Origin of the sequence: Mesorhizobium sp. WSM3873, from assembly GCF_001672445.1 — a bacterium.
Classification (GTDB): Bacteria; Pseudomonadota; Alphaproteobacteria; order Rhizobiales; family Rhizobiaceae; genus Mesorhizobium.
Map to the genome: position 1 here is coordinate 183,411 of NZ_LYTM01000056.1, position 21,169 is coordinate 204,579.

19 protein-coding genes and 1 pseudogene are annotated in these 21,169 nt (G+C 64.5%); 8 read left to right on the forward strand and 12 right to left on the reverse strand.

Going from position 1 to position 21,169, the window contains the following annotated elements; translation table 11 throughout:
* The first annotated feature begins 236 nt into the window (after nt 1–236).
* From A9K71_RS28185 to A9K71_RS28195, 3 genes are all read left to right on the forward strand, one after another.
* Nucleotides 237–1,142 carry an ABC transporter permease gene (locus A9K71_RS28185; protein ID WP_197504285.1) on the forward strand — a complete coding sequence of 302 codons (906 nt, stop codon included), beginning with the start codon at nt 237–239 and terminating at the stop codon, nt 1,140–1,142.
* Nucleotides 1,132–1,947, forward strand: coding sequence for an ABC transporter permease (locus A9K71_RS28190; RefSeq protein ID WP_067003601.1), 816 nt, complete (start codon nt 1,132–1,134; stop codon nt 1,945–1,947). The genes A9K71_RS28185 and A9K71_RS28190 overlap by 11 nt, the downstream gene beginning before the upstream one ends.
* A 119-nt stretch (nt 1,948–2,066) precedes the next feature.
* Nucleotides 2,067–3,494 carry a gamma-aminobutyraldehyde dehydrogenase gene (locus A9K71_RS28195; RefSeq protein ID WP_067003603.1) on the forward strand — a complete coding sequence of 476 codons (1,428 nt, stop codon included), beginning with the start codon at nt 2,067–2,069 and terminating at the stop codon, nt 3,492–3,494.
* A gap of 45 nt (nt 3,495–3,539) precedes the next feature.
* Here the strand turns inward: A9K71_RS28195 and A9K71_RS28200 are convergent, their stop codons facing one another.
* From A9K71_RS28200 to A9K71_RS28240, 9 genes are all read right to left on the reverse strand, one after another.
* Nucleotides 3,540–3,854: a hypothetical protein gene (locus A9K71_RS28200; RefSeq protein WP_067003605.1), complete on the reverse strand. Its 315-nt coding sequence runs from the start codon at nt 3,852–3,854 to the stop codon at nt 3,540–3,542.
* A 42-nt stretch (nt 3,855–3,896) separates the two neighbouring features.
* On the reverse strand, nt 3,897–4,253 hold the full coding sequence (locus tag A9K71_RS28205) for a nuclear transport factor 2 family protein (protein ID WP_067003749.1): 357 nt from the start codon (nt 4,251–4,253) through the stop codon (nt 3,897–3,899).
* 218 nt (nt 4,254–4,471) lie between these two features.
* Nucleotides 4,472–6,025: an alpha/beta fold hydrolase gene (locus tag A9K71_RS28210; protein ID WP_067003607.1), complete on the reverse strand. Its 1,554-nt coding sequence runs from the start codon at nt 6,023–6,025 to the stop codon at nt 4,472–4,474.
* A gap of 123 nt (nt 6,026–6,148) precedes the next feature.
* Nucleotides 6,149–6,463, reverse strand: a complete 315-nt coding sequence (locus tag A9K71_RS28215; protein WP_067003609.1) for a formate dehydrogenase subunit delta — start codon at nt 6,461–6,463, stop codon at nt 6,149–6,151.
* Nucleotides 6,453–7,283 (reverse strand): formate dehydrogenase accessory sulfurtransferase FdhD, encoded by an 831-nt coding sequence (gene fdhD / locus A9K71_RS28220; protein ID WP_067003611.1) that lies wholly within the window; start codon nt 7,281–7,283, stop codon nt 6,453–6,455. Before fdhD ends, A9K71_RS28215 begins: the two co-directional genes overlap by 11 nt.
* 2 nt (nt 7,284–7,285) lie before the next feature.
* Nucleotides 7,286–10,198, reverse strand: a complete 2,913-nt coding sequence (fdhF, locus tag A9K71_RS28225) for a formate dehydrogenase subunit alpha (protein ID WP_067003612.1) — start codon at nt 10,196–10,198, stop codon at nt 7,286–7,288.
* A gap of 10 nt (nt 10,199–10,208) precedes the next feature.
* The gene (locus A9K71_RS28230; protein WP_067003614.1) at nt 10,209–11,765 is read right to left on the reverse strand and encodes an NADH-quinone oxidoreductase subunit NuoF; all 1,557 of its coding nucleotides are present in this window, start codon (nt 11,763–11,765) and stop codon (nt 10,209–10,211) included.
* Complete coding sequence (locus A9K71_RS28235) at nt 11,762–12,241, reverse strand: formate dehydrogenase subunit gamma (protein WP_067003616.1); 480 nt, start codon at nt 12,239–12,241, stop codon at nt 11,762–11,764. The genes A9K71_RS28230 and A9K71_RS28235 overlap by 4 nt, the downstream gene beginning before the upstream one ends.
* 194 nt (nt 12,242–12,435) lie before the next feature.
* Nucleotides 12,436–13,335 (reverse strand): LysR family transcriptional regulator, encoded by a 900-nt coding sequence (locus A9K71_RS28240; RefSeq protein WP_067003618.1) that lies wholly within the window; start codon nt 13,333–13,335, stop codon nt 12,436–12,438.
* A gap of 156 nt (nt 13,336–13,491) precedes the next feature.
* On the opposite strand from A9K71_RS28240, the gene A9K71_RS28245 reads away from it, so the two are divergent.
* Entirely contained in the window at nt 13,492–14,133 is a 642-nt protein-coding gene (locus tag A9K71_RS28245) for a DUF47 domain-containing protein (RefSeq protein WP_067003620.1), read from the forward strand.
* A gap of 3 nt (nt 14,134–14,136) precedes the next feature.
* Nucleotides 14,137–15,141 (forward strand): inorganic phosphate transporter, encoded by a 1,005-nt coding sequence (locus A9K71_RS28250; RefSeq protein WP_067003622.1) that lies wholly within the window; start codon nt 14,137–14,139, stop codon nt 15,139–15,141.
* A gap of 9 nt (nt 15,142–15,150) precedes the next feature.
* Here the strand turns inward: A9K71_RS28250 and A9K71_RS28255 are convergent, their stop codons facing one another.
* Entirely contained in the window at nt 15,151–15,528 is a 378-nt protein-coding gene (locus A9K71_RS28255) for a VOC family protein (protein ID WP_067003624.1), read from the reverse strand.
* A 199-nt stretch (nt 15,529–15,727) separates the two neighbouring features.
* On the opposite strand from A9K71_RS28255, the gene A9K71_RS28260 reads away from it, so the two are divergent.
* Nucleotides 15,728–16,906: an Mrp/NBP35 family ATP-binding protein gene (locus tag A9K71_RS28260; protein WP_067003626.1), complete on the forward strand. Its 1,179-nt coding sequence runs from the start codon at nt 15,728–15,730 to the stop codon at nt 16,904–16,906.
* Nucleotides 16,907–16,921: 15 nt separating this feature from the next.
* On the opposite strand, the pseudogene A9K71_RS32750 reads toward A9K71_RS28260, so the two are convergent.
* A pseudogene (locus tag A9K71_RS32750) lies at nt 16,922–17,054 on the reverse strand (SRPBCC domain-containing protein); the annotation flags it as partial.
* A gap of 150 nt (nt 17,055–17,204) precedes the next feature.
* Here A9K71_RS32750 and A9K71_RS28265 point away from each other — a divergent pair.
* Nucleotides 17,205–19,010, forward strand: a complete 1,806-nt coding sequence (locus tag A9K71_RS28265) for an IlvD/Edd family dehydratase (RefSeq protein ID WP_067003627.1) — start codon at nt 17,205–17,207, stop codon at nt 19,008–19,010.
* Between the two features lie 131 nt (nt 19,011–19,141).
* Entirely contained in the window at nt 19,142–19,540 is a 399-nt protein-coding gene (locus A9K71_RS28270; RefSeq protein ID WP_082980750.1) for a hypothetical protein, read from the forward strand.
* Between the two features lie 8 nt (nt 19,541–19,548).
* Here the strand turns inward: A9K71_RS28270 and A9K71_RS28275 are convergent, their stop codons facing one another.
* Entirely contained in the window at nt 19,549–21,138 is a 1,590-nt protein-coding gene (locus tag A9K71_RS28275; RefSeq protein WP_067003629.1) for a trimethylamine methyltransferase family protein, read from the reverse strand.
* Between the last annotated feature and the right edge of the window lie 31 nt (nt 21,139–21,169).

The window sequence follows — 21,169 nt, forward strand, 5'->3', positions numbered from 1 at the left end:
GCGCAAGCGGGGAGATTGGCTGTCGCCGCTCGCTTCGCCAATTTTCGACGTTGCAGAACTGGCGGGGCAGACGAGCTGCTGATCTCCCTCCTTGCGGGGGAGATGGCCGGCAGGCCAGAGGGGGGTGTGAAGGATCTCGGCCTTGCCGCCGTTGATCTGATCGTCGGTGCGGCGCGATGACAATCGCCGCTGTTCAATCCAAGCCCGTGCCCGCCATCCTGCCCGGCAACGGCGGCATGCGCGGGGCGCTCTCCGACCTCTTCTGGCGCCGGCCGATACTTCTCTTGCTGCTCATGCTGCTGCCGCCGCTTCTGTGGCTGGGCATCGTCTATATAGGCTCGCTTTTCGCGCTGCTTTTGCAGAGCTTTTTCTCGATCGACGAGTTCTCCGGCCTGATCAACCGCGAGTTCACGCTGAAGACCTATGGCGACCTGTTCCAGGCCGCCAATCTCGACATCATCCTGCGCACGGTGACGATGGCGGCGCTCGTGACGCTCGCCTCCGCGGTCATCGCCTTCCCCATCGCCTATTACGCGGCGCGCTATGCGCGCGGCCGCTGGAAGGCGCTGTTCTATCTCGGCGTCATGCTGCCGCTCTGGTCGAGCTATCTGGTCAAGATCTACGCCTGGAAACTGATCCTCGCCAAGGAAGGCATTCTCACTTGGCTGTTAGGCAAGCTCGGCCTGCTGTGGCTGCTCGAGGCCTGGCTGTCGTTGCCGATCGTCGGCGGCAACTCGCTGTCGGTCTCCTTCACCGGCACCTTCATCGTCTTCGTCTATGTCTGGCTGCCGTTCATGATCCTGCCTGTGCAGGCGGCGCTGGAACGCGTCCCCGGCAACCTCGTCGAGGCCTCGTCCGATCTCGGCGCCTCGCCCGGCCAGACCTTCCGCAACGTGCTCTTCCCGCTGGCGCTGCCGGGCATCGTCGCCGGCTCGATCTTCACCTTCTCGCTGACATTGGGCGACTACATCATCCCGCAGATCATCGGCACCTCGCGCCTGTTCATCGGCCAGGCCGTCTATTCGCAGCAAGGCACCGCCGGCAACATTCCTTTAGCCGCCGCCTTCACCGTGGTGCCCATCGTCATCATGGGCTTCTATCTGTGGGGCGCCAAGCGCCTGGGAGCTTTCGATGCGCTCTGATCGCGGCCAATCCGCTCCGCTCGGGCTGAAGATCGCCGCCGCCTGCGGCCTGCTCTTCCTGCACCTGCCGATCCTCTTGATCTTCGTCTATGCATTCACCACTGAAGAGAAGAGTTTTGTATGGCCGCCACCGGGTTTGACCACGCAATGGTTCGCCGTCACCTGGAACAGGCCGGATGTCTGGGAGGCGCTGTCGCTGTCGATCCGCGTCGCTGCCATTTCGACAGCGATCGCGCTGGTTCTTGGCACGCTCTGCGCCGCTGCGGTTTCGCGGACGCGCTTCTTCGGCCGCGAGGCGATTTCATTGCTCGTCATCCTGCCGATCGCGCTGCCCGGCATCATCACCGGCATCGCGCTGCGCTCGGCCTTTGCGCTCGCCGACATCCCGTTCTCGTTCTGGACGATCGTGCTCGGCCACGCCACCTTCTGCGTGGTCGTCGTCTACAACAATGCCGTCGCCCGTTTTCGCCGCACCTCAGGCTCGATGATCGAGGCCTCGATGGATCTCGGCGCCGACGGTTTTCAGACGTTTAGGCATGTCGTGCTGCCCAACATTGCAACCGCGCTGCTTGCCGGCGGCATGTTGGCCTTTGCGCTGTCCTTCGACGAGGTCATCGTCACCACCTTCACCGCCGGCCAGCAGCAGACCGTGCCGATCTGGATGCTGGAGGAGCTGATCAGACCGCGGCAGCGTCCGGTCACCAATGTCGTCGCCATGGTCGTCGTGCTGGTGACGCTGCTGCCGATCCTCTTTGCCTATTACCTGACCCGCGACGGCGACCAGATCGCCGGCTCGGGCAAATGAAAACAGCGAATAGGGATTAGCCAATAGCGAATAGGGAAAATCGATCGCGAACCCTGCCCGCCATTCGCAACTCGCTGCACGCAACTCGCTACTCGCTACTGCGAAGGGAGAAACCCCCCATGGACACCCAGATGCTGATCGGCTCGAAATTCGACAAGGGCACCGAAATCGAGGAGCCGATCCTCAATCCGAAGACCGGCGCGACCATCCTCAACCTGCCGGAAGCAAATCCGGCGCAGATCGAGGCGGCGGTCGCGGCAGCCGAACAAGCGTTCGTCGGTTGGTCGCGCACCACGCCGGCGCAGCGCTCGGGCTATCTGCTGAAGATCGCCGATCGCATCGAGGCCGAAGCGAATGAGTTCGCCGCGCTCGAGGCGCTGAATTGCGGCAAGCCGATCAACGCCGTGCTCAATGACGAGATCCCGGCGATCGTCGATTGCTACCGCTTCTTCGCCGGCGCGGTGCGCTCGATGCCAGGCCAGGTCGCGGGCGAGTATCTGCCCGGCCACACCTCGATGGTGCGGCGCGATCCGATCGGCATCGTCGCCTCCATCGCGCCCTGGAACTATCCGCTGATGATGATGGCCTGGAAGCTGGCGCCGGCGATCGGCGGCGGCAACACCGTCGTCTTCAAGCCATCGGAGCAGACGCCGCTGACGGCGCTGAAGCTGGCGAGGATCCTGTCGGAGATCCTGCCCGAGGGCGTCGTCAATGTCGTCCTCGGCCGCGGCGACAGCGTCGGCAACACGCTGATCAATCATCCCAAGGTCAACATGATCTCGATCACCGGCGACGTCGCCACCGGTAAGAAAGTGCTGCAGGCGGCCGCCAAGTCGGTCAAGCGCACGCATCTCGAGCTCGGCGGCAAGGCGCCGGTCGTCGTTTTCGACGACGCCGATCTCGGCGCGGTGGTCAACGGTCTGCGCGCCTTCGGCTACTACAATGCCGGCCAGGACTGCACCGCCGCCTGCCGCATCTATGCCGGCAAGAAGATCTACGACAAGCTGGTCGCCGATCTCTCCTCGGCGGCGTCGACCATCAAATACAATCTGCCTGACGACACCGAGAACGAGATCGGGCCGCTGATCTCGCGCCGCCAGCGCGACCGCGTGTCAAGCTTCGTCGAGCGCGCCTCGGAATTGAAGCACATCGAGATCACCACCGGCGGCAAGCCGGGCGAGGGCTCCGGCTTCTATTACCAGCCGACGGTCGTCGCCGGAGCGTTGCAGGAAGACGAGATCGTGCGCCGCGAGGTGTTCGGCCCGGTCGTCTCGGTCACCCGCTTCTCGGAGGTCGACGAGGCGGTGAACTGGGCGAATGACAGTGACTACGGCCTCGCATCGTCGGTGTGGACCAGGGACGTCTCGCGCGCCATGACGACCGCGGCCCGGCTGCAATATGGCTGCACCTGGATCAACACCCACTTCATGCTCACCAACGAGATGCCGCATGGCGGCCTGAAGCAGTCCGGTTACGGCAAGGACATGTCGCTCTACGCGCTGGAGGACTACACCGCCGTCCGCCATGTGATGGTGGCGCACGGGTAAGCCCTCTATCTCTCCCACAACGGGCGAGGTCGGCCACGCAGGCCGCTACTCGACGATGCGGTAGATGTTCCACAGGCTGGTGCCCGACACCACATAGGGCTCCAGCTCCTTGCCCCATTTGGCGTGCGCCTCGATCTTGGCGATCTTGGCGAAGAACTCCTCCAACTGGGCCAGGCTCTCGACCTGGTGGTGGGTCTCGATCGTCGCTTCGCGTGCGCCGACTGAACCGGTCATGAGCTGGAATTTCAGGTCGGCGAGCCCAACCTGCGAGCCGATCTCGCGCTCCCATTTCCGCATCAGCTCGAGCGCGGTCTGCTTGTGACCGAACTTGGCGTCGATCTGCCATCTAGCGCTGAACATCTTGGTTCTCCTCCCTGTCTTGCAGATGAATCCGTTCTTGAGCTACTCGTCCCAGGCCTGCACGACAGTCTGCCGCGCGATGCGGCCGTTCTTCAATTCGAGCATCGCGGCGCAGAACACCTTGGTGCCGTCGGGATAGGCGCAGGCCTGGGTGAAGGCGAGATTGTCGCCCTCGGCGATCGTGGCGTCGACCTTGTGGGTCATCGCCCGGCTGCAGATGTCGTCCCAGAAGGTGCTGATCGCCGCGCGGCCGCGGATTTCGCGCGGCTTGCTCGGCGGGTTGTTGCGGTCGATCACCCGCACCAGCGCATCGTCATTGTAGAAGCTCGCCAGCGTCTTGCCGTCACGGCTCTCGATCGCTTTCTTGATCGCCGCGCCGTCCACTGTCTTGGTCAGCATTTCATCCTCCATGTCCCCATCGTCTTGGGTGGTAGATGTCCGAAGCGCTGCCCGACGATTGCTGCCGGGCAGGGACTTCTCACTGCGAACTGGCCATGGCGGCTGCGAACAGGTCGTCGGTCTGCTTCTTGACGAGTCCACCTGACGCTTGGCCTGCATGGGACGAATTCATAGTCCTAGAGACACCCCTTTCGCTTCGCCCGAAAGCGCCATGGCACTCATGGCCCGTCCGGGCCAGTGTGCCTTGCCGAGAAGGCGGCCGCAGCAGCGCGCGACGGCAGGTCCAGCTTGAGCAATATGTTGGCGACGTGCCGCTTGACCGTATGCTCGCTGAGCCTCAGCTCGGCGGCGATCGCCGCATTGCTCATGCCGTCGGCAATCAGGTTCACCACCTCGCTTTCCCGCGCCGTCAGTGTAGCTGGCTGCAGGGCCCTGGGCCTGGGGCGGCAGGCCGGTTCCAGATGTTGTTCAGACGTGGCCTGGACCACCGGCAGCGGCTCGCTCAGCTCGTCGAGACTGACACGTCCGGCGTCGATGAAACGCAGGCCGGAGCCTATCGCCAGTTCGGCGACCAGCCGCGAAGCGAGGATGTCGCCGGGTCCGGCATGGGTGGCGAGCTGCATGGTCACCCGCGCCGTGAGGCCGACCGGCTGGCCGCGCATTTCGATCTCGCCGACATGCACGCCTTGCCCACTTGCCACGCCAATCTGCTGCGCCGCATCGCGCAGCGCCGCTGCGCAGCGTATGGCGCGCGCCGGCCCGTCGAAACGAGAGATCATCAATTCGCCATGCGTGCCGGCAATCCGCCCACCATGGCGGCCCACCAGCAGCCGCCATGCTTCCTGGAAGCGCTGGCTGCGCTCGCTCCACATGCGGTCGCCGAGCTTGGCGGTGTCGAAGATGCGCGTCACCAGCAGCGCGGCAAGCACCCGCTCGGTGTCGGCCACCGCCGGCTGGCCGGTCAGGCACTCCTCGATCAGGTCGGCCACCCGGTCGACGTCCCCGGTCCAGATCGGATGGTCGCGGCCGGGTATCTCAACAAGCCGGGCGCCGCGAATCTTCTTGGCAAGGAAGCGGCTGGCCTCCGGATCGACGCGCGCGTCATTGCGGCGATGGATCAGCAGCGTCGGCGCGCTGATCGCGGACAGAATGCCGCGCACGTCGATGTCTGCATTCATGCGGGCAAGGGCTGCCGCGGCCGTCGGGCCGGCCGACAGCCGTTCGAACCGTGCCCACCACCGGGCAAAATGCGTGTCATCCACGCGGCCTGGCGCGAAATTGGGCAAGGTCGCGCCGGTGCCCCAGCAAGTCTCGGCAACCTCGATGAAGGCTTCCAGGCGCTCCGGCGGCATTACCCATTTGTGGAAATGCGCATAACCGCCATAGAGCACGAGTGCCCGCGTCCGCTCCGGATAGGTCGCGGCAAACAGCATCGCCATCGGTGCGCCTTCCGAAGCGCCGAGGATCGCCGCGCGGCCGCTGCCGGTGGCGTCCATCACCGCGCGCACGTCATCCATGCGGGTTTCCAGGCCGGGCAGATGATGGTTGTCCACTCGGTCCGAAAGCCCGGTGCCGCGTTTGTCGAACAGAATCAGCCGTGAGAAAGTCGAAAGCCGCTTCAGCAGGCGGCTGTAGCCCTCATCTTCCCATTGTAGGTCGAGATTGGAGATGAAGCCGGGGACGAAGACGAGATCGAACGAGCCTTGGCCGACCACCTGATAGGCGATCCGCACATCCCCGCTACGGGCATATCTGGTCTCGATCGGCCTCACGCAACTACCCCGCCCGGCCAGACGATCTCCTGTCGTCAACCATAGCAGAGGCAGCCGGCTTGCGGCAGCGAAACTTTAGAGAGCGGAAATATAAGACCTTTGCGCCGATGCGGCCCCGAGGCCCTACTTGTGCGGAATGGCGCCCTCAGCCTCCGCAGGCTTGCTGTAACCGAGGCTCTTGTCGGCTTGCTCCGCCGTCAGCGGACGCTTGATCTTGGCGGAGGCGGCGATCACCAACTCGTCGAAATCTTCCGGGTCGCCGTCCAGCAGCTCGAAGAACTGCCGCCGCATCCTGGGCTCCCAGAATTTGTTGATGTGCTCGGCAACGCCGGCGATGCCTTCCTCGCGCGGCTTCGAATGGAAGAAGGTGGCGATCTGATTGGCCATGCGCACCAGCTTTTCCTTGGTGCTGGCGATGTGGTCTTCGTCATGCGACATGCTTGGCAACTCCGCAAGCCACCCGGTCGGGGTGGGTGAAAATATCGAAATCGTCGCCGCGCACCAGCGCCACCAGCGTCATCCCGGCGGACTCGGCGGTGCGGATGGCAAGCGCGGTCGGCGCCGAAACCGCCATGATGATCGGGGCACCGATGGCGGCGGTTTTCTGCACCATCTCCACCGACACGCGCGAGGTGACCACGACGGCGCCGCTCGCGCCGTCGATGCCGGCTTTGGCCAGCGCGCCGGCGAGCTTGTCCAACGCATTGTGGCGGCCGACATCCTCGCGCGCCATCACGATACCTTTGCCGGGAACGTAGAAGCCGGCAGCATGCACCGCCCCGGTCTCGGTGTGCAGCGGCTGCTGCTTCGACAGCAGCTTGACCGAACGCGTGACGTCTTCGGCGTCGAGCGTAAGCTTCGACGAACCGACCGCGTCGACCGACCGCATCGCTTCCTCAATGGATTCGATGCCGCACAGGCCGCAGCCGACCGGCCCGGCAAGCCGGCGCCGTCGCGCCTGGAAGCGCGTGTTGGCCCGGTCCTTCAGCTTGATCTGGATGTCGATGCCGGCGCCGAGATCCTCGACTTCGATCGCCTCGATCTCTGCCGGGTCGGCAACGATGCCTTCGGTGAGCGAGAAGCCGAGCGCGAAATCCTCGAAATCGGCCGGGCTCGCCATCATCACCGCATGGGTGGTGCCGGCATAGGAGAACGCGACCGGCGTCTCCTCCGGCACCATGCGGTTCGCAGCCGCCGTGCCGCCGGCACGACGCGCCAGCCGCGAGATTTGCGTCGTGGCTTTGCGGCGCGCGGCCAAGACTACTCCGCCGCTTCCAGCGGGGCGATGCGGCGGCTCTGCTTGGCCTGCTCGTTATAGTCCCTCTGCCACTCGGTCGGGCCGTTGGATGGCGCCACCTGCACGGCGGTGACCTTGTATTCCGGACAATTGGTCGCCCAGTCCGAGAAGTCGGTCGTGATCACATTGGCTTGCGTGTCCGGGTGGTGGAAGGTCGTGTAGACGACGCCGGGCGACACGCGGTCGGTGATCAGCGCGCGCAGCGTGGTCTCGCCCGAACGGCTCGCCAGCCGCACCCAGTCGCCCTCGCGGATGCCGCGGTTCTCGGCGTCGTGCGGATGGATCTCCAGCCGATCTTCGGCATGCCAGGCGACGTTTTCGGTACGCCTGGTCTGCGCACCGACATTGTACTGCGACAGGATACGCCCGGTGGTGAGCAGCAGCGGGTAGCGCGGGCCGGTCCGTTCGTCCGTCGCGACATATTCGGTGCGGATGAACTTGCCCTTGCCGCGCACGAAGCCGTCGACATGCATGATCGGCGTGCCGAGCGGTGCCTTCTCGTTGCAGGGCCACTGCACCGATCCGACACGGTCGAGTAGCTCGAAGGAGACGCCGGCGAAGCTCGGCGTCGTCTTGGCGATCTCGTCCATGATCTCAGACGGGTGCGTGTAGTTCCAGTCCAGCCCAATGGCGCGGGCGAGCTCCTGCGTCGCCTCCCAGTCGGCGTAGCGCGCCTTCGGCTCCAGCACCTTGCGCACCATGTTGATGCGGCGCTCGGCATTGGTGAAGGTGCCGTCCTTCTCCAGGAAGGTCGAGCCCGGCAGGAAGACATGGGCGTAGTTCGCCGTCTCGTTGAGGAAGAGGTCGTGCACGACGACGCACTCCATCGCGGCCAGCCCTGCGGCGACATGCTTGGTGTCGGGGTCGGACTGCAAGATGTCCTCGCCCTGGATGTAGATGCCCTTGAATGAGCCGTCGACGGCGGCATCCAGCATGTTGGGGATGCGCAGGCCGGGCTCCTCGTCCAGCTTCACGCCCCACAGGCTCTCATAGATGTCGCGCACGGCTTCGCCGGAGATATGGCGATAGCCCGGCAGCTCATGCGGGAAGGAACCCATGTCGCAGGAGCCCTGGACATTGTTCTGGCCGCGCAGCGGGTTCACGCCGACGCCCGGACGGCCGATATTGCCGGTGGCCATGGCGAGGTTGGCGATCGCCATCACCGTAGTCGAGCCTTGGCTGTGCTCGGTGACGCCGAGGCCGTAATAGATCGCGCCGTTGCCGCCCTTGGCGTAAAGGCGCGCGGCACCCCGGATCGCTTCAGGATCGACGCCGGACAGCTTGCCGACCGTCTCGGGGCTGTTTTCCGGCAGGGCGACGAAGGACGCCCAGTCCTGGAACTCGGCCCAGTCGCAGCGCTCGCGGATAAAGGCTTCGTCGAACAGGCCCTCGGTGACGATGACATGGGCAAGCGCCGTCAGCACCGCGACGTTGGTGCCGGGCTTCAGCGGCAGATGGTAGTCGGCCTCGACATGCGCCGACTTCACCATCTCGGTGCGGCGCGGGTCGAGCACGATCAGCTTGGCGCCCTCACGCAGCCGCTTCTTCAGCCGCGAGGCGAACACCGGATGCGCCGTAGCGGGATTGGCACCGATGATGACGGCAACGTCGGTGTATTCGACCGAGTCGAAGTCCTGCGTGCCGGCCGAGGTGCCGTAGGTCTGGCCGAGGCCGTAGCCGGTCGGCGAATGGCAGACGCGCGCGCAGGTGTCGACATTGTTGTTGCGGAAGCCCTGCCGCACCAGCTTCTGGACGAGATAGGTCTCCTCGTTCGTGCAGCGCGAGGAGGTGATGCCGCCGATCGAGCCGCGTCCGTACTGGTACTGGATGCGGCGGAATTCCTTTGCCGTATGGGCGATCGCCTCTTCCCAGCTCACCTCGCGCCACGGATGGGTGATCTTCTCCCGGATCATCGGCGACAGGATCCGATCCTTGTGGGTGGCATAGCCATAGGCAAAACGGCCTTTGACGCAGGAATGGCCGTGGTTCGCCTTGCCGTCCTTGTAGGGCATCATGCGGATGACTTCGTCACCCTTCACTTCCGCCTTGAACGAGCAGCCGACGCCGCAATAGGCGCAGGTCGTGACGGCCGAGCGCTCCGGCATGCCCTTCTCGAGCACCGTCTTCTCGCGCAATGCGTCGGTCGGGCAGGCCTGCACGCAGGCGCCGCAGGACACGCATTCGGAAGCGATGAAATCCTCATGCATGCCGGCAACCATGCGGGACTCGAAGCCGCGGCCCTCGATGGTCAGCGCGAAGGTGCCCTGCACCTCTTCGCAGGCGCGCACGCAGCGCGAGCAGACGATGCACTGCGCCGGATCATAGGTGAAGTAGGGGTTGGACTCATCGCGGGCGATGTAGTCGACCGCCAGCGAGCCATGGCCGGGCGCCACGCCGCCTTCTTCCTTGACGTGGTTGCGGCCTTCGACGCCGTAGCGGTTCTCGGTCAGACCGACCGACTCCGCAACCGCGTCGAACTCGCTGGCGCCGGTTCCGGCCTTCTCGTTCCAGCCGGTCGGATGGTCGGAGACGTAGAGTTCCATGACGCCACGGCGGATGGCATCGAGCCGCTCGGACTGCGTGCGCACCACCATGCCCTCGCCGACCGGCGTCGTGCAGGATGCGGGCGTGCCGCCGCGGCCGTCGATCTCGACCAGGCAGACGCGGCACGAGCCGAAAGAGTCCAGCATGTCGGTGGCGCAGAGCTTCGGGATCTCGACCCCGCCTTCCATCGCCGCGCGCATGATCGAGGTGCCTTCCGGCACGGTGATGCTTTGCCCGTCAACGGTCAGCGTCACCTGCTTCGCCGCTCTCGACTCCGGCGTTCCGTAGTCGATCTCTTCGATGAGTGTCGGGAAGTCGGCTTTGATGTTCATCTGCCAGCTCCTATTCGGCAGCCACGCGCGTCGGCGCCGGCTTGAAATCCTCGGGGAAATGCGTGATCGAGCTCATCACCGGGTAGGGCGTGAAGCCGCCCAGGGCGCAGAGCGATCCGAACTTCATCGTGTTGCAGAGGTCGGTGACCAGAGCGAGGTTCTTCTCCGCCTCGATGCCCGCGGCGACCTTGTCCAGAACCTCCATGCCGCGCGTCGAGCCGATGCGGCAGGGCGTGCACTTGCCGCAGCTTTCGATGGCGCAGAACTCCATGGCAAAGCGCGCCTGCTTCATCATGTCGGCGCTGTCGTCGAACACGGTTATGCCGGCATGGCCGATCAGCCCGTCCTTGGCAGCAAAAACCTCGTAGTCGAACGGCGTGTCGAAAAGCGCGCGCGGGAAATAGGCGCCGAGCGGGCCGCCGACCTGCACCGCCTTCACCGGCCGCCCCGAGGCCGTGCCGCCGCCGATCTCGTCGACGATTTCGCCCAGCGTCAGGCCGAAGGCCGTCTCGAACAGGCCGCCATGCTTGACGTTGCCGGCGATCTGGATCGGGATCGTGCCGCGCGAGCGGCCCATGCCGAAATCCTTGTAGTAGGCGGCGCCCTTGTCCATGATGATCGGCACGGAGGCCAGGCTGATCACGTTGTTGATCACCGTCGGCTTGCCGAACAATCCCTGGATCGCCGGCAGCGGCGGCTTGGCGCGAACCACGCCGCGCTTGCCTTCCAAGCTGTTGAGCAACGAGGTTTCCTCGCCGCAGACATAGGCGCCGGCGCCGACGCGGATTTCCATGTCGAAGGCGTTGGGCGAGCCCAGCACATTGACGCCGAGCACGCCCGCCTTGCGGGCGATCGCGACCGCCTTGTTCATTGTTGCCACCGCATGCGGATATTCCGAGCGGATATAGACGAAGCCCTTGGTCGCGCCGGTGGCGATGCCGGCGATCGCCATCCCTTCGATCAGCAGGAAGGGATCGCCCTCCATGATCATGCGGTCGGCGAAGGTGGCGCTGTCGCCCTCGTCGGCGTTGCAGACGATATACTTGCGTTCGGAATTCGTATCGAGAACCGTCTTCCACTTGATGCCGGTCGGGAAGCCGGCGCCGCCGCGGCCGCGCAGGCCGGACTCGGTCACCTGGTTCACGATCTCGGCCGGCGCCATGGCGACCGCGTTCTGCAGGCCTCTCAGACCGCCATGCGACTTATAGCTGTCGAGCGACAGCGGGTCGATGACGCCACAGCGCGCGAAGGTCAGCCGCGTCTGCTTGGCGAGGAAGGGGATCTTGTCTGGCGCGCCCAGCCAGCGCTTGTGATGGCCACCCTTGAGGAAACCGCTGTCGAACAGGCTTTTCACGTCAGACGGCTTGACCGGCCCGTAGGCGACGCGGCCCTCGGCGGTCGCAACCTCGACCATCGGCTCCAGGAAATAGGCGCCGCGCGAGCCGTTGCGCACGATCTTGGCCTCGACCCCGCGCTCCTTGAGCTCCTTCTCGATCGCCCTGGCGACCTTTTCGGCGCCGAGCGCCAGAGCACCGGAATCGGCAGGGATGTAGATGCGCGGGATCATGAACGCACCTCCGCGACGATCTCTTCGATCTTCTCGTCGTCGAGCCGGCCGATCACTTCGCCGTCGAGCATCGCCGACGGCGAGCAGGCGCAAAGCCCGAGGCAATAGACCGGCTCCAGTGTAACCGATCCGTCGCGTGCGGTCTCGTGAAAATCGATGCCGAGCAGTTGCTTGACCTTGGTGGCGACGGCTTCCGAACCCATCGACTGGCAGGCTTCCGCCTGGCAGAGCTTCAGCACATGCCGGCCGGCCGGCTTGGCGCGGAAATCGTGATAGAAGGTGACGACGCCATGCACCTCCGCTCTCGAGAGGTTCAGCCCGTCGGCGATGACCGGAAGCGCCGCCTGCGGCACATGTCCGAATTCTTCCTGGATGCCGTGGAGAATCGGCAGCAACGGACCTTCGAGGTCCTTCAATTCCTCGATGATCGCCGCTATGCGCGACGCGATCTCGGTACTTGCAGGCTGCATCGGCATGCAGCGCCCTCCCTGGCCGTGGCGCCAACACATATGTCACCCCAAAATATAGAGCGGTTTTGGGGCAACGACATGCACAGGGCGCAATATCGCTAAGTCCTTATGAAATCAGAGGAAACCTCCGAGATCAATAAAGCAGTCTCGTCGCTTGATAGAAATTTTCTATCAGAAACGCTGAGCCCGCATTGTCTAGCCTAGCGGTGGGAACGGAAATCGTCTGCCAGCGCCATTGCCTCGTCTAGCAGCGCCTGCACCAGCGGCGTGTGCGGCTCGCGCGGCGCCGCCACCAGCCCGACCGTGTGGCTGGCATCCGGATCGACTATCGGAATGGCCCGGATCGGTTCGGAAAAGCCGAATGTTTCCGCAAGGTTGAGCGGCATGATCGACGACCACTTGCCGGTCCGGATATGCGAGAACAGCACGATCATCGAGTTGGATTCCAGTGTCGGCCGCACCTGCACGCCGGCTTCCGCCAGATGCTGGTCGATGATGCGGCGGTTCTGCATGTCCGGCGTCAGCAGGCAGAGCGGCAACTGGCTGATCTCTGCCCACGTCACTTTGTCGCGGTCGGAATAGGGGTTGCCGACTGCCGTGATCAGCTGGTAGCGCTCGTCATAGAGCGGCACGCTGGTTACCCGCCCCAGCGGCTCGTTGTCGAGATAGGTGATGCCGGCATCGACATCGAGATTGCCGAGCAGCGTCAGCACCTCGATCGACGTCCGTGACAGCACCGAAAAGGTGACGCCGGGATGCTTGTCGCGGAATGGCGTCGTCAGCCGCGCCACCATGGCGAGCGCCGTCGGAACGGCGGCGATGCGGATGCGGCCGGACAGGCCGTGGCGCGCCGCCCGCATCTCCTCGCGCATGGTCCTTGAATCGCCGACGATGCGGCGCGCCCAAACCAGCACCTGCTTGCCTTCCGGCGTCAGACCCTGGAAACGCGAGCCGCGCAGCACCAGCATGACGCCGAGCTGCTCCTCGAGCTGCTTGATGCCGGCCGACAGCGTCGGCTGGGTGACGCCGCACACCTCGGCGGCGCGGCCGAAATGCTCTTCCCTGGCTAAAGCGATGAAGAATTCCAGCTTGTCGATCATGTCATCCGATCCACGGTCTGCCCAAGGTCGGGGAAATCGCTTTGCTTCGCAAGGCGGATGAACGATAGGATCTCATCCACATTTTTGAGCCGGCTTATCTGTTTTCCCGCGCCGCGCATGGCGCTATGTGGGGTAGGCGGAAGCAGGGAGGAGCAGATGCTGGGTTGGTTTCGCAGACTGTTGCCGCGCGAGGATCGCTTCTTCGAACTGTTCGAACGGCATTCGCGCACGGTGGTCGGCGGCGCCGAGGCGCTTGAGCAGCTTCTCCAGGGCCGGGACATCGACCGCTGGTGCCAGACGATCGTCGATCTGGAGGACGAAGCGGACGGGATCACCGCGGAGGTGCTGCTTGCCGTCAGGCGCTCCTTCATCACGCCCTTCGACCGCGGCGACATCAAGGATCTGATCCAGTCGATGGATGATGCCATCGATACGATGCACAAGGCCGTCAAGACGGTGAAATTGTTCGAGATGAGGGAATTCGATCCGCTGATGCGGGAAATGGGCAGCGTCATCGTCGAGGCCGCCCGGCTGGTAGCAGAGGCCATCCCACTGCTCGGCAAGGTTGGCGCCAACGCCGCGCGGCTGAACGCCATCGCCGAAGAAGTCATGCGCGTTGAGGGCCGCGCCGACGACCTGCACGAGCAGGGCCTGAAGGACCTGTTCAAGCGGCACGGTCGCAGCGACCCTATGGCCTACCTGATTGGCTCGGAGATTTACGGCCAGCTGGAAAAGGTGGTCGACCGTTTCGAGGACGTCGCTAACGAGATCAGCGGCATCGCCATCGAGAACGTCTAACAGATGGACGCTGCGATCGCCTTTCCCCTGCTGGTCGGCCTCGTCGCCGTGGCGCTGTTCTTCGATTTCCTCAACGGCCTGCACGATGCCGCCAACTCGATCGCGACTATCGTCTCCACCCGCGTGCTGAGGCCGCACTATGCCGTGTTCTGGGCGGCTTTCTTCAATTTCATCGCCTTCCTGTTCTTCGGTCTGCATGTCGCCGAGACGGTGGGAAAGGGCATCGTCGACGCCGAGGTCGTGACCCCCGCAGTGATCTTCGCCGCGCTCATCGGAGCCATCGTCTGGAACATCGTCACTTGGATCGCCGGCATTCCGTCGAGCAGCTCGCATGCGCTGATCGGCGGGTTGGTCGGCGCCGGCGTCGCCAAGGCCGGCCCGGGGGCCATCGTCTGGTCCGGGCTCGGCAAGACGGCTGCGGCGATCGTGCTCTCGCCGGCGACCGGATTCGTGCTGGCGCTTGTCCTTATCCTCATCGTCTCATGGCTGTTCGTTCGGCAGACGCCGTTCGCGGTCGATAACAGCTTTCGCGTCCTGCAGTTCTTCTCGGCTTCGCTCTATTCGCTGGGGCACGGTGGCAATGACGCGCAGAAGACCATGGGCATCATCGCCGTGCTGCTCTATTCGCAAGGCATGCTCGGCCAGAGCTTCCACGTGCCGTTCTGGGTGGTCATCACCTGCCAGTCCGCACTGGCGCTGGGCACGCTCTTCGGCGGCTGGCGCATCGTGCACACGATGGGATCGAAGATCACTCGGCTGAACCCGATGCAGGGTTTTTGCGCCGAGACCGGCGGGGCGATAACGTTGTTCGCCGCCACCTGGCTCGGTGTCCCGGTCTCGACCACGCATACAATCACCGGCGCCATCATCGGCGTGGGTGCTGCCCGCCGCATCTCGGCTGTACGCTGGGGCATTGCCGGCAACATTGTCGTGGCGTGGGTGATCACCCTGCCGGCGACGGCGGCGATTTCGGCGTTGACCTATTTTGTCACGCGCCTGGCGGTCTGAGGCTGAAATCTACTCGCCCGCAAGACAAAGTATGTTGCCGTCCGGGTCCTTGAACCAGGCGACCTTCATGCCGTAGCCGACATGGACATCGCCCTCAAGCGTCAGCCCGGGCATCTCATAGCGCTCGAAGGTGACGCCCTTCGACTTCAGCGCCTGGACAATGGCGCCGATCTGGTCGCCGACCGTCCAGGTCAACGCCGTCGCCTTGTTGGTACCGGCGAATTCTGAACGATAGACGTTGATGACCGTGTCGCCGCTTTTGTAGACGATCAGTTCTCCGGCCATGTCGTCGACAGGCTTGAGGCCCAGCGTTCCTTCGTAAAAGCCCTGCGCTCTCGAAAGGTCTTTCACCGCCACATTGGCGGCTGCGTTGCTGTTTGCGAGCATGACAGTCTCCTTTTCCGGTTGCCGTCGCTCATGGCAACCGAGATAGGGCCCCTGGATCGATTGGCCATGGCAATCGGCGGATCGGGACGCGCTAGGCAAATCCGACACCACCGGTCGTTTTGCGGACGAGCCATTGCGCCACGGCTTGGTTCTGCCGGGAAACTGCACTATCTGGAACGCCAAACTCCGAGGAAAGATCATGGCTGTAACCAAGGAAACCGTCATCGAGCGCCTGAGGACGGTCAATGGACCGGACTTCACCGGCAACATCGTCGACCTCGGCCTGGTATCTGAGATTTTCATCGCCGATTCCAAGGTGTTTTTCTCGATTACCGTCCCCGCCGCCCGCGCCCAGGAGATGGAGCCGCTGCGCGCCGCCGCCGAGCGTGTCGTCAAGGCGATCCCCGGCGTCGCCAACGCCGTCGTCGCGCTGACGGCGGAGAAGAAAGGCGGCGGCATGGAGGCGCCGGTTCGGCCGGCTTCGCAAGCAGCGTCGCCACGACCTGCTCCCCAGGCAGCGCCGCAGCGTCCTGGCCCGCAGGCGCCGGCTTCTCACAGTCACGGCAAACGCGGCGTGCCCGGCATCGATGCGATCATCGCGGTGGCGTCCGGCAAGGGCGGCGTCGGCAAATCGACCACCGCCGTCAACCTGGCGCTCGGCCTTGCCGCCAATGGGCTGAGCGTCGGCGTGCTCGATGCCGATATCTACGGGCCGTCGATGCCGAGGCTGCTCAACATTCACGGCCGGCCGCAGACGGTCGACGGCAAGATCCTGAAGCCGATGCAGAATTACGGCCTCAAGGTGATGTCGATGGGCTTCCTGGTCGACGAGGAGACGCCGATGATCTGGCGCGGCCCGATGGTCATGTCGGCGCTCACCCAGATGCTGCGCGAGGTCGAATGGGGACCGCTCGACGTGCTGGTCGTCGATATGCCGCCCGGCACCGGCGATGCCCAGCTCACCATGGCCCAGCAGGTGCCGCTGGCCGGTGCCGTCATCGTCTCGACGCCGCAGGACCTGGCGCTCATCGATGCGCGCAAGGGCCTCAACATGTTCAAGAAGGTCGACGTGCCGCTGCTCGGCATCGTCGAGAACATGAGCTATTTCCTCGCGCCCGACACCGGCAAACGCTACGACATCTTCGGCCATGGCGGCGCGCGGCGCGAGGCCGAACGGCTCGGCGTCACCTTCCTTGGCGAGGTGCCGCTGGAGATGGGCATCCGCGAAAGCTCGGACGCCGGCGCCCCGGTGGTCGCATCCAAGCCGGACGGCGCCGAGGCGAAGATCTATCGCGATATCGCCGCGAGGGTATGGGACAGGGTCCAAGAGGAACGCGGCGCCGCCGAGGCGGCAGTGCCCAGCATCGTGTTCGAGTAATTCGCCGGGCCGCCGGGTGTCCGATTTCCTTTCCAGGCTCCGGCAGCCGGGAATTGCCTCCTTCAGGATTTCCCCTGTCGTTGAGGGCTTCCCACACTTTCTCGACAGGTGCGGCGATCCGCTCCTCGCCCTCGATCACCAAAGCCATCAAGACCTCCCGGAATGCTGATGTCGATTGGTCCTGGCGCGCGGCCCTTTCTATGTCTATCGCACCAAAGTGCGGGTCTGCGGCGTGTCTGCCTCTTGCCTGCATGAGCGCGTTGTCATATCGATTTGTCATACAAATACGGAGACCACGATGGCAGGCGCCCCCACCAAGAAGAAGAAATTTCGCTCGCAGGAGTGGTTCGACAATCCCGACAACCCGGGCATGACGGCGCTCTATCTCGAGCGCTACCTCAATTACGGGCTGACCCGCGCCGAGCTGATGTCGGGCAAGCCGCTGATCGGCATCGCGCAGACGGGTTCCGATCTCTCGCCCTGCAACCGGCACCATCTCGAGCTCGCCAAGCGCGTGCGCGAAGGCATCGTCTCGATGGGCGGCATCCCCTTCGAGTTCCCGTGCCACCCGATCCAGGAGACCGGCAAGCGGCCGACGGCGGCGCTCGACCGCAACCTCGCCTATCTCAGCCTCGTCGAGGTGCTCTACGGCTATCCGCTCGACGGCGTCGTGCTGACCATCGGCTGCGACAAGACTACGCCCGCGCTCTTGATGGCGGCGGCGACCGTCAACATTCCGGCGATCGCGCTTTCGGTCGGCCCGATGCTCAATGGCTGGCATAAGGGCAAGCGCACCGGCTCCGGCACCATTGTCTGGGAATCGCGCCAGCGGCTGTCGGCCGGCGAGATCAATTATGACGAGTTCATGGACATCGTCGCCTCCTCGGCGCCGTCGACCGGCTATTGCAACACCATGGGTACCGCCACCACCATGAACTCGCTGGCCGAGGCGCTCGGCATGCAGCTGCCGGGCTCGGCCGCGATCCCCGCGCCCTATCGCGAGCGCGGCCAGATCGCCTACGAGACCGGCAAGCGCATCGTCGATATGGTGCATGAGGACCTGAAGCCGTCGGACATCATGACCCGCCAGGCGTTCGAGAATGCCATCGTCGTCAATTCGGCCATCGGCGGCTCGACCAACGCGCCGATCCACCTCAATGCCATCGCCCGCCATCTCGGCGTGCCGCTCGACAATGACGACTGGCAGAACATCGGCCTTAACGTGCCGCTGATCGTCAACCTGCAGCCGACGGGCGAGTATCTCGGCGAGGACTATCACCATGCCGGCGGCGTGCCGGCCGTCGTGGCGGAGTTGCTGAAAGGCGGACTATTGCCGCACCCCGACGCGATCACCGTCAACGGCAAATCGATCGGCGACAATTGCCGCGGCGCGGTAAACGAGAATCATGATGTCATCCGCGGCGTCCACAAGCCGCTCAAGAGCAATGCCGGCTTCATCAACCTCAAGGGCAATCTGTTCGATTCCGCCATCATGAAGACCAGCGGCATCTCGCCCGAATTCCGCGAACGCTATCTCTCGAACCCGAACGATCCGGAGGCTTTCGAAGGCAACGCCATGGTCTTCGACGGCCCGGAGGATTACCACGCCCGCATCGACGATCCGGCGCAGGGCATCGACGAGCACACGATCCTGTTCATGCGCGGCGCAGGTCCGGTCGGCTATCCGGGCGGCGCCGAGGTGGTCAACATGCAGCCGCCGGCCCATCTCATCAAGAAGGGCATCCATTCGCTGGCCTGCATCGGCGATGGCCGCCAGTCCGGCACGTCGGGTTCGCCATCGATCCTCAACGCATCGCCGGAGGCAGCGGTCGGTGGCGGGCTGGCGCTGCTCAAGACTGGCGACCGCGTCCGCATCGACCTGAGGAAGGGCACCGCCAATATCCTTGTCGGCGACGAGGAGATCGCCAGGCGGCGGGCAGCGCTGCAGGGCAATGGCGGCTATGACTATCCCGAGCACCAGACGCCCTGGCAGGAGATCCAGCGCGGCATGGTCGACCAGTTCTCCGCCGGCATGGTGCTGAAGCCGGCGGTGAAGTATCAGGATGTCGCGCACACCAGGGGCGTCCCGCGCGACAACCACTGAATTCAGAGCACGGCGACAATCGAAGGGGCGGTCCGCTTTCCGGCGGACCGCCCTTTCTCATGGCCCTTGTTTCGGCCGCGGGGCATCTACAGATTAGCCCGATCTCGACGGTGCTACGAAGGGAGGCATATATGGCGAAACGGCCCTCTTCTCTCGGCTTCCTTGGCATGTTCGGCCGTTCGGGCGACTTGCGCCAGCTCGACGACGCCTTGCGCAAGGCCGACTTGCATCCGGCACTGGTGCCTGAGGGCGTCAAGCTCACCATCGTCAACCTGATGAAGGATCATTGGCCCGAGGAGCCGCCGCCCCAGGCTTATCAATCGGTGGCGCAACTCTGCGGCTATTGCGTCGCCGGACCGGAAACCTTCGAGCGGGCCAATGGCAGGGAGCACACTTTGGAAGCCGAGCGCCGCATCGAGGCCGCTCTCGAAGCCGGCGACAGCCTCGATGCGCAGATCGTGCTGTTGACGCTGCATGCGAAGCTGATCAACGCCGAAGTCGTCGAGCGCTTCGGGCTGCGTGCGGAGTGATCTGCAGATCAGCCGCCCATCTTGTTGCGCGGCAGCTTGATCATCTCGCCGAAGCGCGCGCGCAGCTTGTCGTCGACGAGCCGCGACACATGGCGCGGAAAGCGCTCGGCCAGCACGCGCTTCTTCTCGGCGATCGCCCGCTGCAAAATGTCGGGCCGGCCCTTCTCGTTCCATTCCTTGGGCGAGAAGCGATCGCCGACTGCCGGATAAAAATATTCGGTCTGCATCAGCTTCAAAGTCTGTTCGTTGCCGAGATAGTGACCGGGGCCCTTGAGGCAGACGTCGGCGATCGTGTCGATCGACAGCGCCTCGTCCGTCACCTCGATGCCGCGCACGCATCGCAGGCAGTGGCCGAGCATGTCGTTGTCGATGATCAGGCTTTCGAGACAGAAGCCGAGCAGCGAGGCATGCATGCCGGCCGATTCATAGACGAGGTTGAGGCCGGCAAGACCGGCCATCACATCGGTGATGCCTTTTTCATAGCCGGATTGGATGTCGGGCAGCTTCGAATCCGTCATGCCTGCGGCCGAGCCACCCGGCAGGTCGTAATATTGCGCCATCTGCGCGCAGGCCGCGGTCAACACGGCCTGCTCGGCCGAACCGCCGGACATGGCGCCGGTCCGGAGATCGGAGACGAACGGCCAGGTGCCGAAGATCGCCGGATGGCCGGGCTTGATGGCGTTGACATAGACCAGGCCCATCAGCACTTCGGCCACCGCCTGCACGACGGCGCCGGCAATCGCGGCGGGAGCCGTGGCGCCGGCCTGGCCGGCCGACAAGAGCAGGATCGGAATGCCGCCCTCGACGCAGGCTTCGAGCACGCCGCAGGCGTCCTCGGCGAATTTCATCGGCGGCACCACGAAGCAGTTCGAGTTCGACACGAAAGGCCGCGCCCGGAAATTCTCCTCGCCGCCGGCGATCGCATAGAGCATTTCCAGCGCCGGCTTGACGTTCTCTCGCACGGTGAACGAGGTGCCGACATGCTTGGATGTCCCCAGTACGCAGGCATAGAGCGTGTTGAAGTCCATCTCGAGCGGATCGGGAATATCGCGCGGCACCATGGTGCGCTGGAAGAAATGGATGTTGTCGAGCCCGTCGACGAGACGGGCGGCGTCATAGATGTCCTGCAGCTGCGATTCTCGATATTCGCGCTTCTCGACATCGACCAGATGCACCGCCGCGCCCGCCGTGCCGTAATGCACGCGTTTGCCCTGGATCACCATGTCGTGCTTGGGATCCTGGCCGTGAAGCGTGAAGTGGCGCGCCGCCTTCTTGATCGTGTCGAGCACCAGCGCGCGCGGCAGGCGGATGCGGCCGTCGTCGCCATAGCTCGCCCCGACCCGGGTCAGCGCCTCGATGCAGGAGGGGATGGCGTTGGCGAAGCCCACCGTCTCCAGAAGCGTCAGCACCGCTTCATGGATGCGTTCCTTGTCGTTCTGGCTCAATGGCCCGTAGCTGCCGCCTTCGAGGCCGGCTCGCACCGGACGGATGTCATCTGCGAGCGGTGCTGCCCGCATCGCGCGGCGCGCTTCGCGCCCGCCGGACCGCCGCGAACGCTGGTCCGACGTCGTTTCCTGCTTCTCAAGAGCCACTGACATGGAAAGCACTCCACCTTTGCTTTTTCAGGGG

Bases quoted from the DNA above. Each gene is read 5' to 3' on its own strand.
- A9K71_RS28230 (WP_067003614.1), bottom strand. From the start codon at position 11,765: ATGATCCCGCGCATCTACATCCCTGCCGATTCCGGTGCTCTGGCGCTC.
- A9K71_RS28255 (WP_067003624.1), bottom strand. From the start codon at position 15,528: ATGCTCGCAAACAGCAACGCAGCCGCCAATGTGGCGGTGAAAGACCTT.
- A9K71_RS28205 (WP_067003749.1), bottom strand. From the start codon at position 4,253: ATGCTGACCAAGACAGTGGACGGCGCGGCGATCAAGAAAGCGATCGAG.
- A9K71_RS28195 (WP_067003603.1), top strand. From the start codon at position 2,067: ATGGACACCCAGATGCTGATCGGCTCGAAATTCGACAAGGGCACCGAA.
- A9K71_RS28185 (WP_197504285.1), top strand. From the start codon at position 237: ATGCGCGGGGCGCTCTCCGACCTCTTCTGGCGCCGGCCGATACTTCTC.
- A9K71_RS28260 (WP_067003626.1), top strand. From the start codon at position 15,728: ATGGCTGTAACCAAGGAAACCGTCATCGAGCGCCTGAGGACGGTCAAT.
- A9K71_RS28200 (WP_067003605.1), bottom strand. From the start codon at position 3,854: ATGTTCAGCGCTAGATGGCAGATCGACGCCAAGTTCGGTCACAAGCAG.
- A9K71_RS28190 (WP_067003601.1), top strand. From the start codon at position 1,132: ATGCGCTCTGATCGCGGCCAATCCGCTCCGCTCGGGCTGAAGATCGCC.
- A9K71_RS28215 (WP_067003609.1), bottom strand. From the start codon at position 6,463: ATGTCGCATGACGAAGACCACATCGCCAGCACCAAGGAAAAGCTGGTG.
- fdhF (WP_067003612.1), bottom strand. From the start codon at position 10,198: ATGAACATCAAAGCCGACTTCCCGACACTCATCGAAGAGATCGACTAC.
- A9K71_RS28250 (WP_067003622.1), top strand. From the start codon at position 14,137: ATGGACGCTGCGATCGCCTTTCCCCTGCTGGTCGGCCTCGTCGCCGTG.
- A9K71_RS28235 (WP_067003616.1), bottom strand. From the start codon at position 12,241: ATGCCGATGCAGCCTGCAAGTACCGAGATCGCGTCGCGCATAGCGGCG.
- A9K71_RS28240 (WP_067003618.1), bottom strand. From the start codon at position 13,335: ATGATCGACAAGCTGGAATTCTTCATCGCTTTAGCCAGGGAAGAGCAT.
- A9K71_RS28275 (WP_067003629.1), bottom strand. From the start codon at position 21,138: ATGTCAGTGGCTCTTGAGAAGCAGGAAACGACGTCGGACCAGCGTTCG.
- A9K71_RS28270 (WP_082980750.1), top strand. From the start codon at position 19,142: ATGGCGAAACGGCCCTCTTCTCTCGGCTTCCTTGGCATGTTCGGCCGT.
- A9K71_RS28245 (WP_067003620.1), top strand. From the start codon at position 13,492: ATGCTGGGTTGGTTTCGCAGACTGTTGCCGCGCGAGGATCGCTTCTTC.
- A9K71_RS28265 (WP_067003627.1), top strand. From the start codon at position 17,205: ATGGCAGGCGCCCCCACCAAGAAGAAGAAATTTCGCTCGCAGGAGTGG.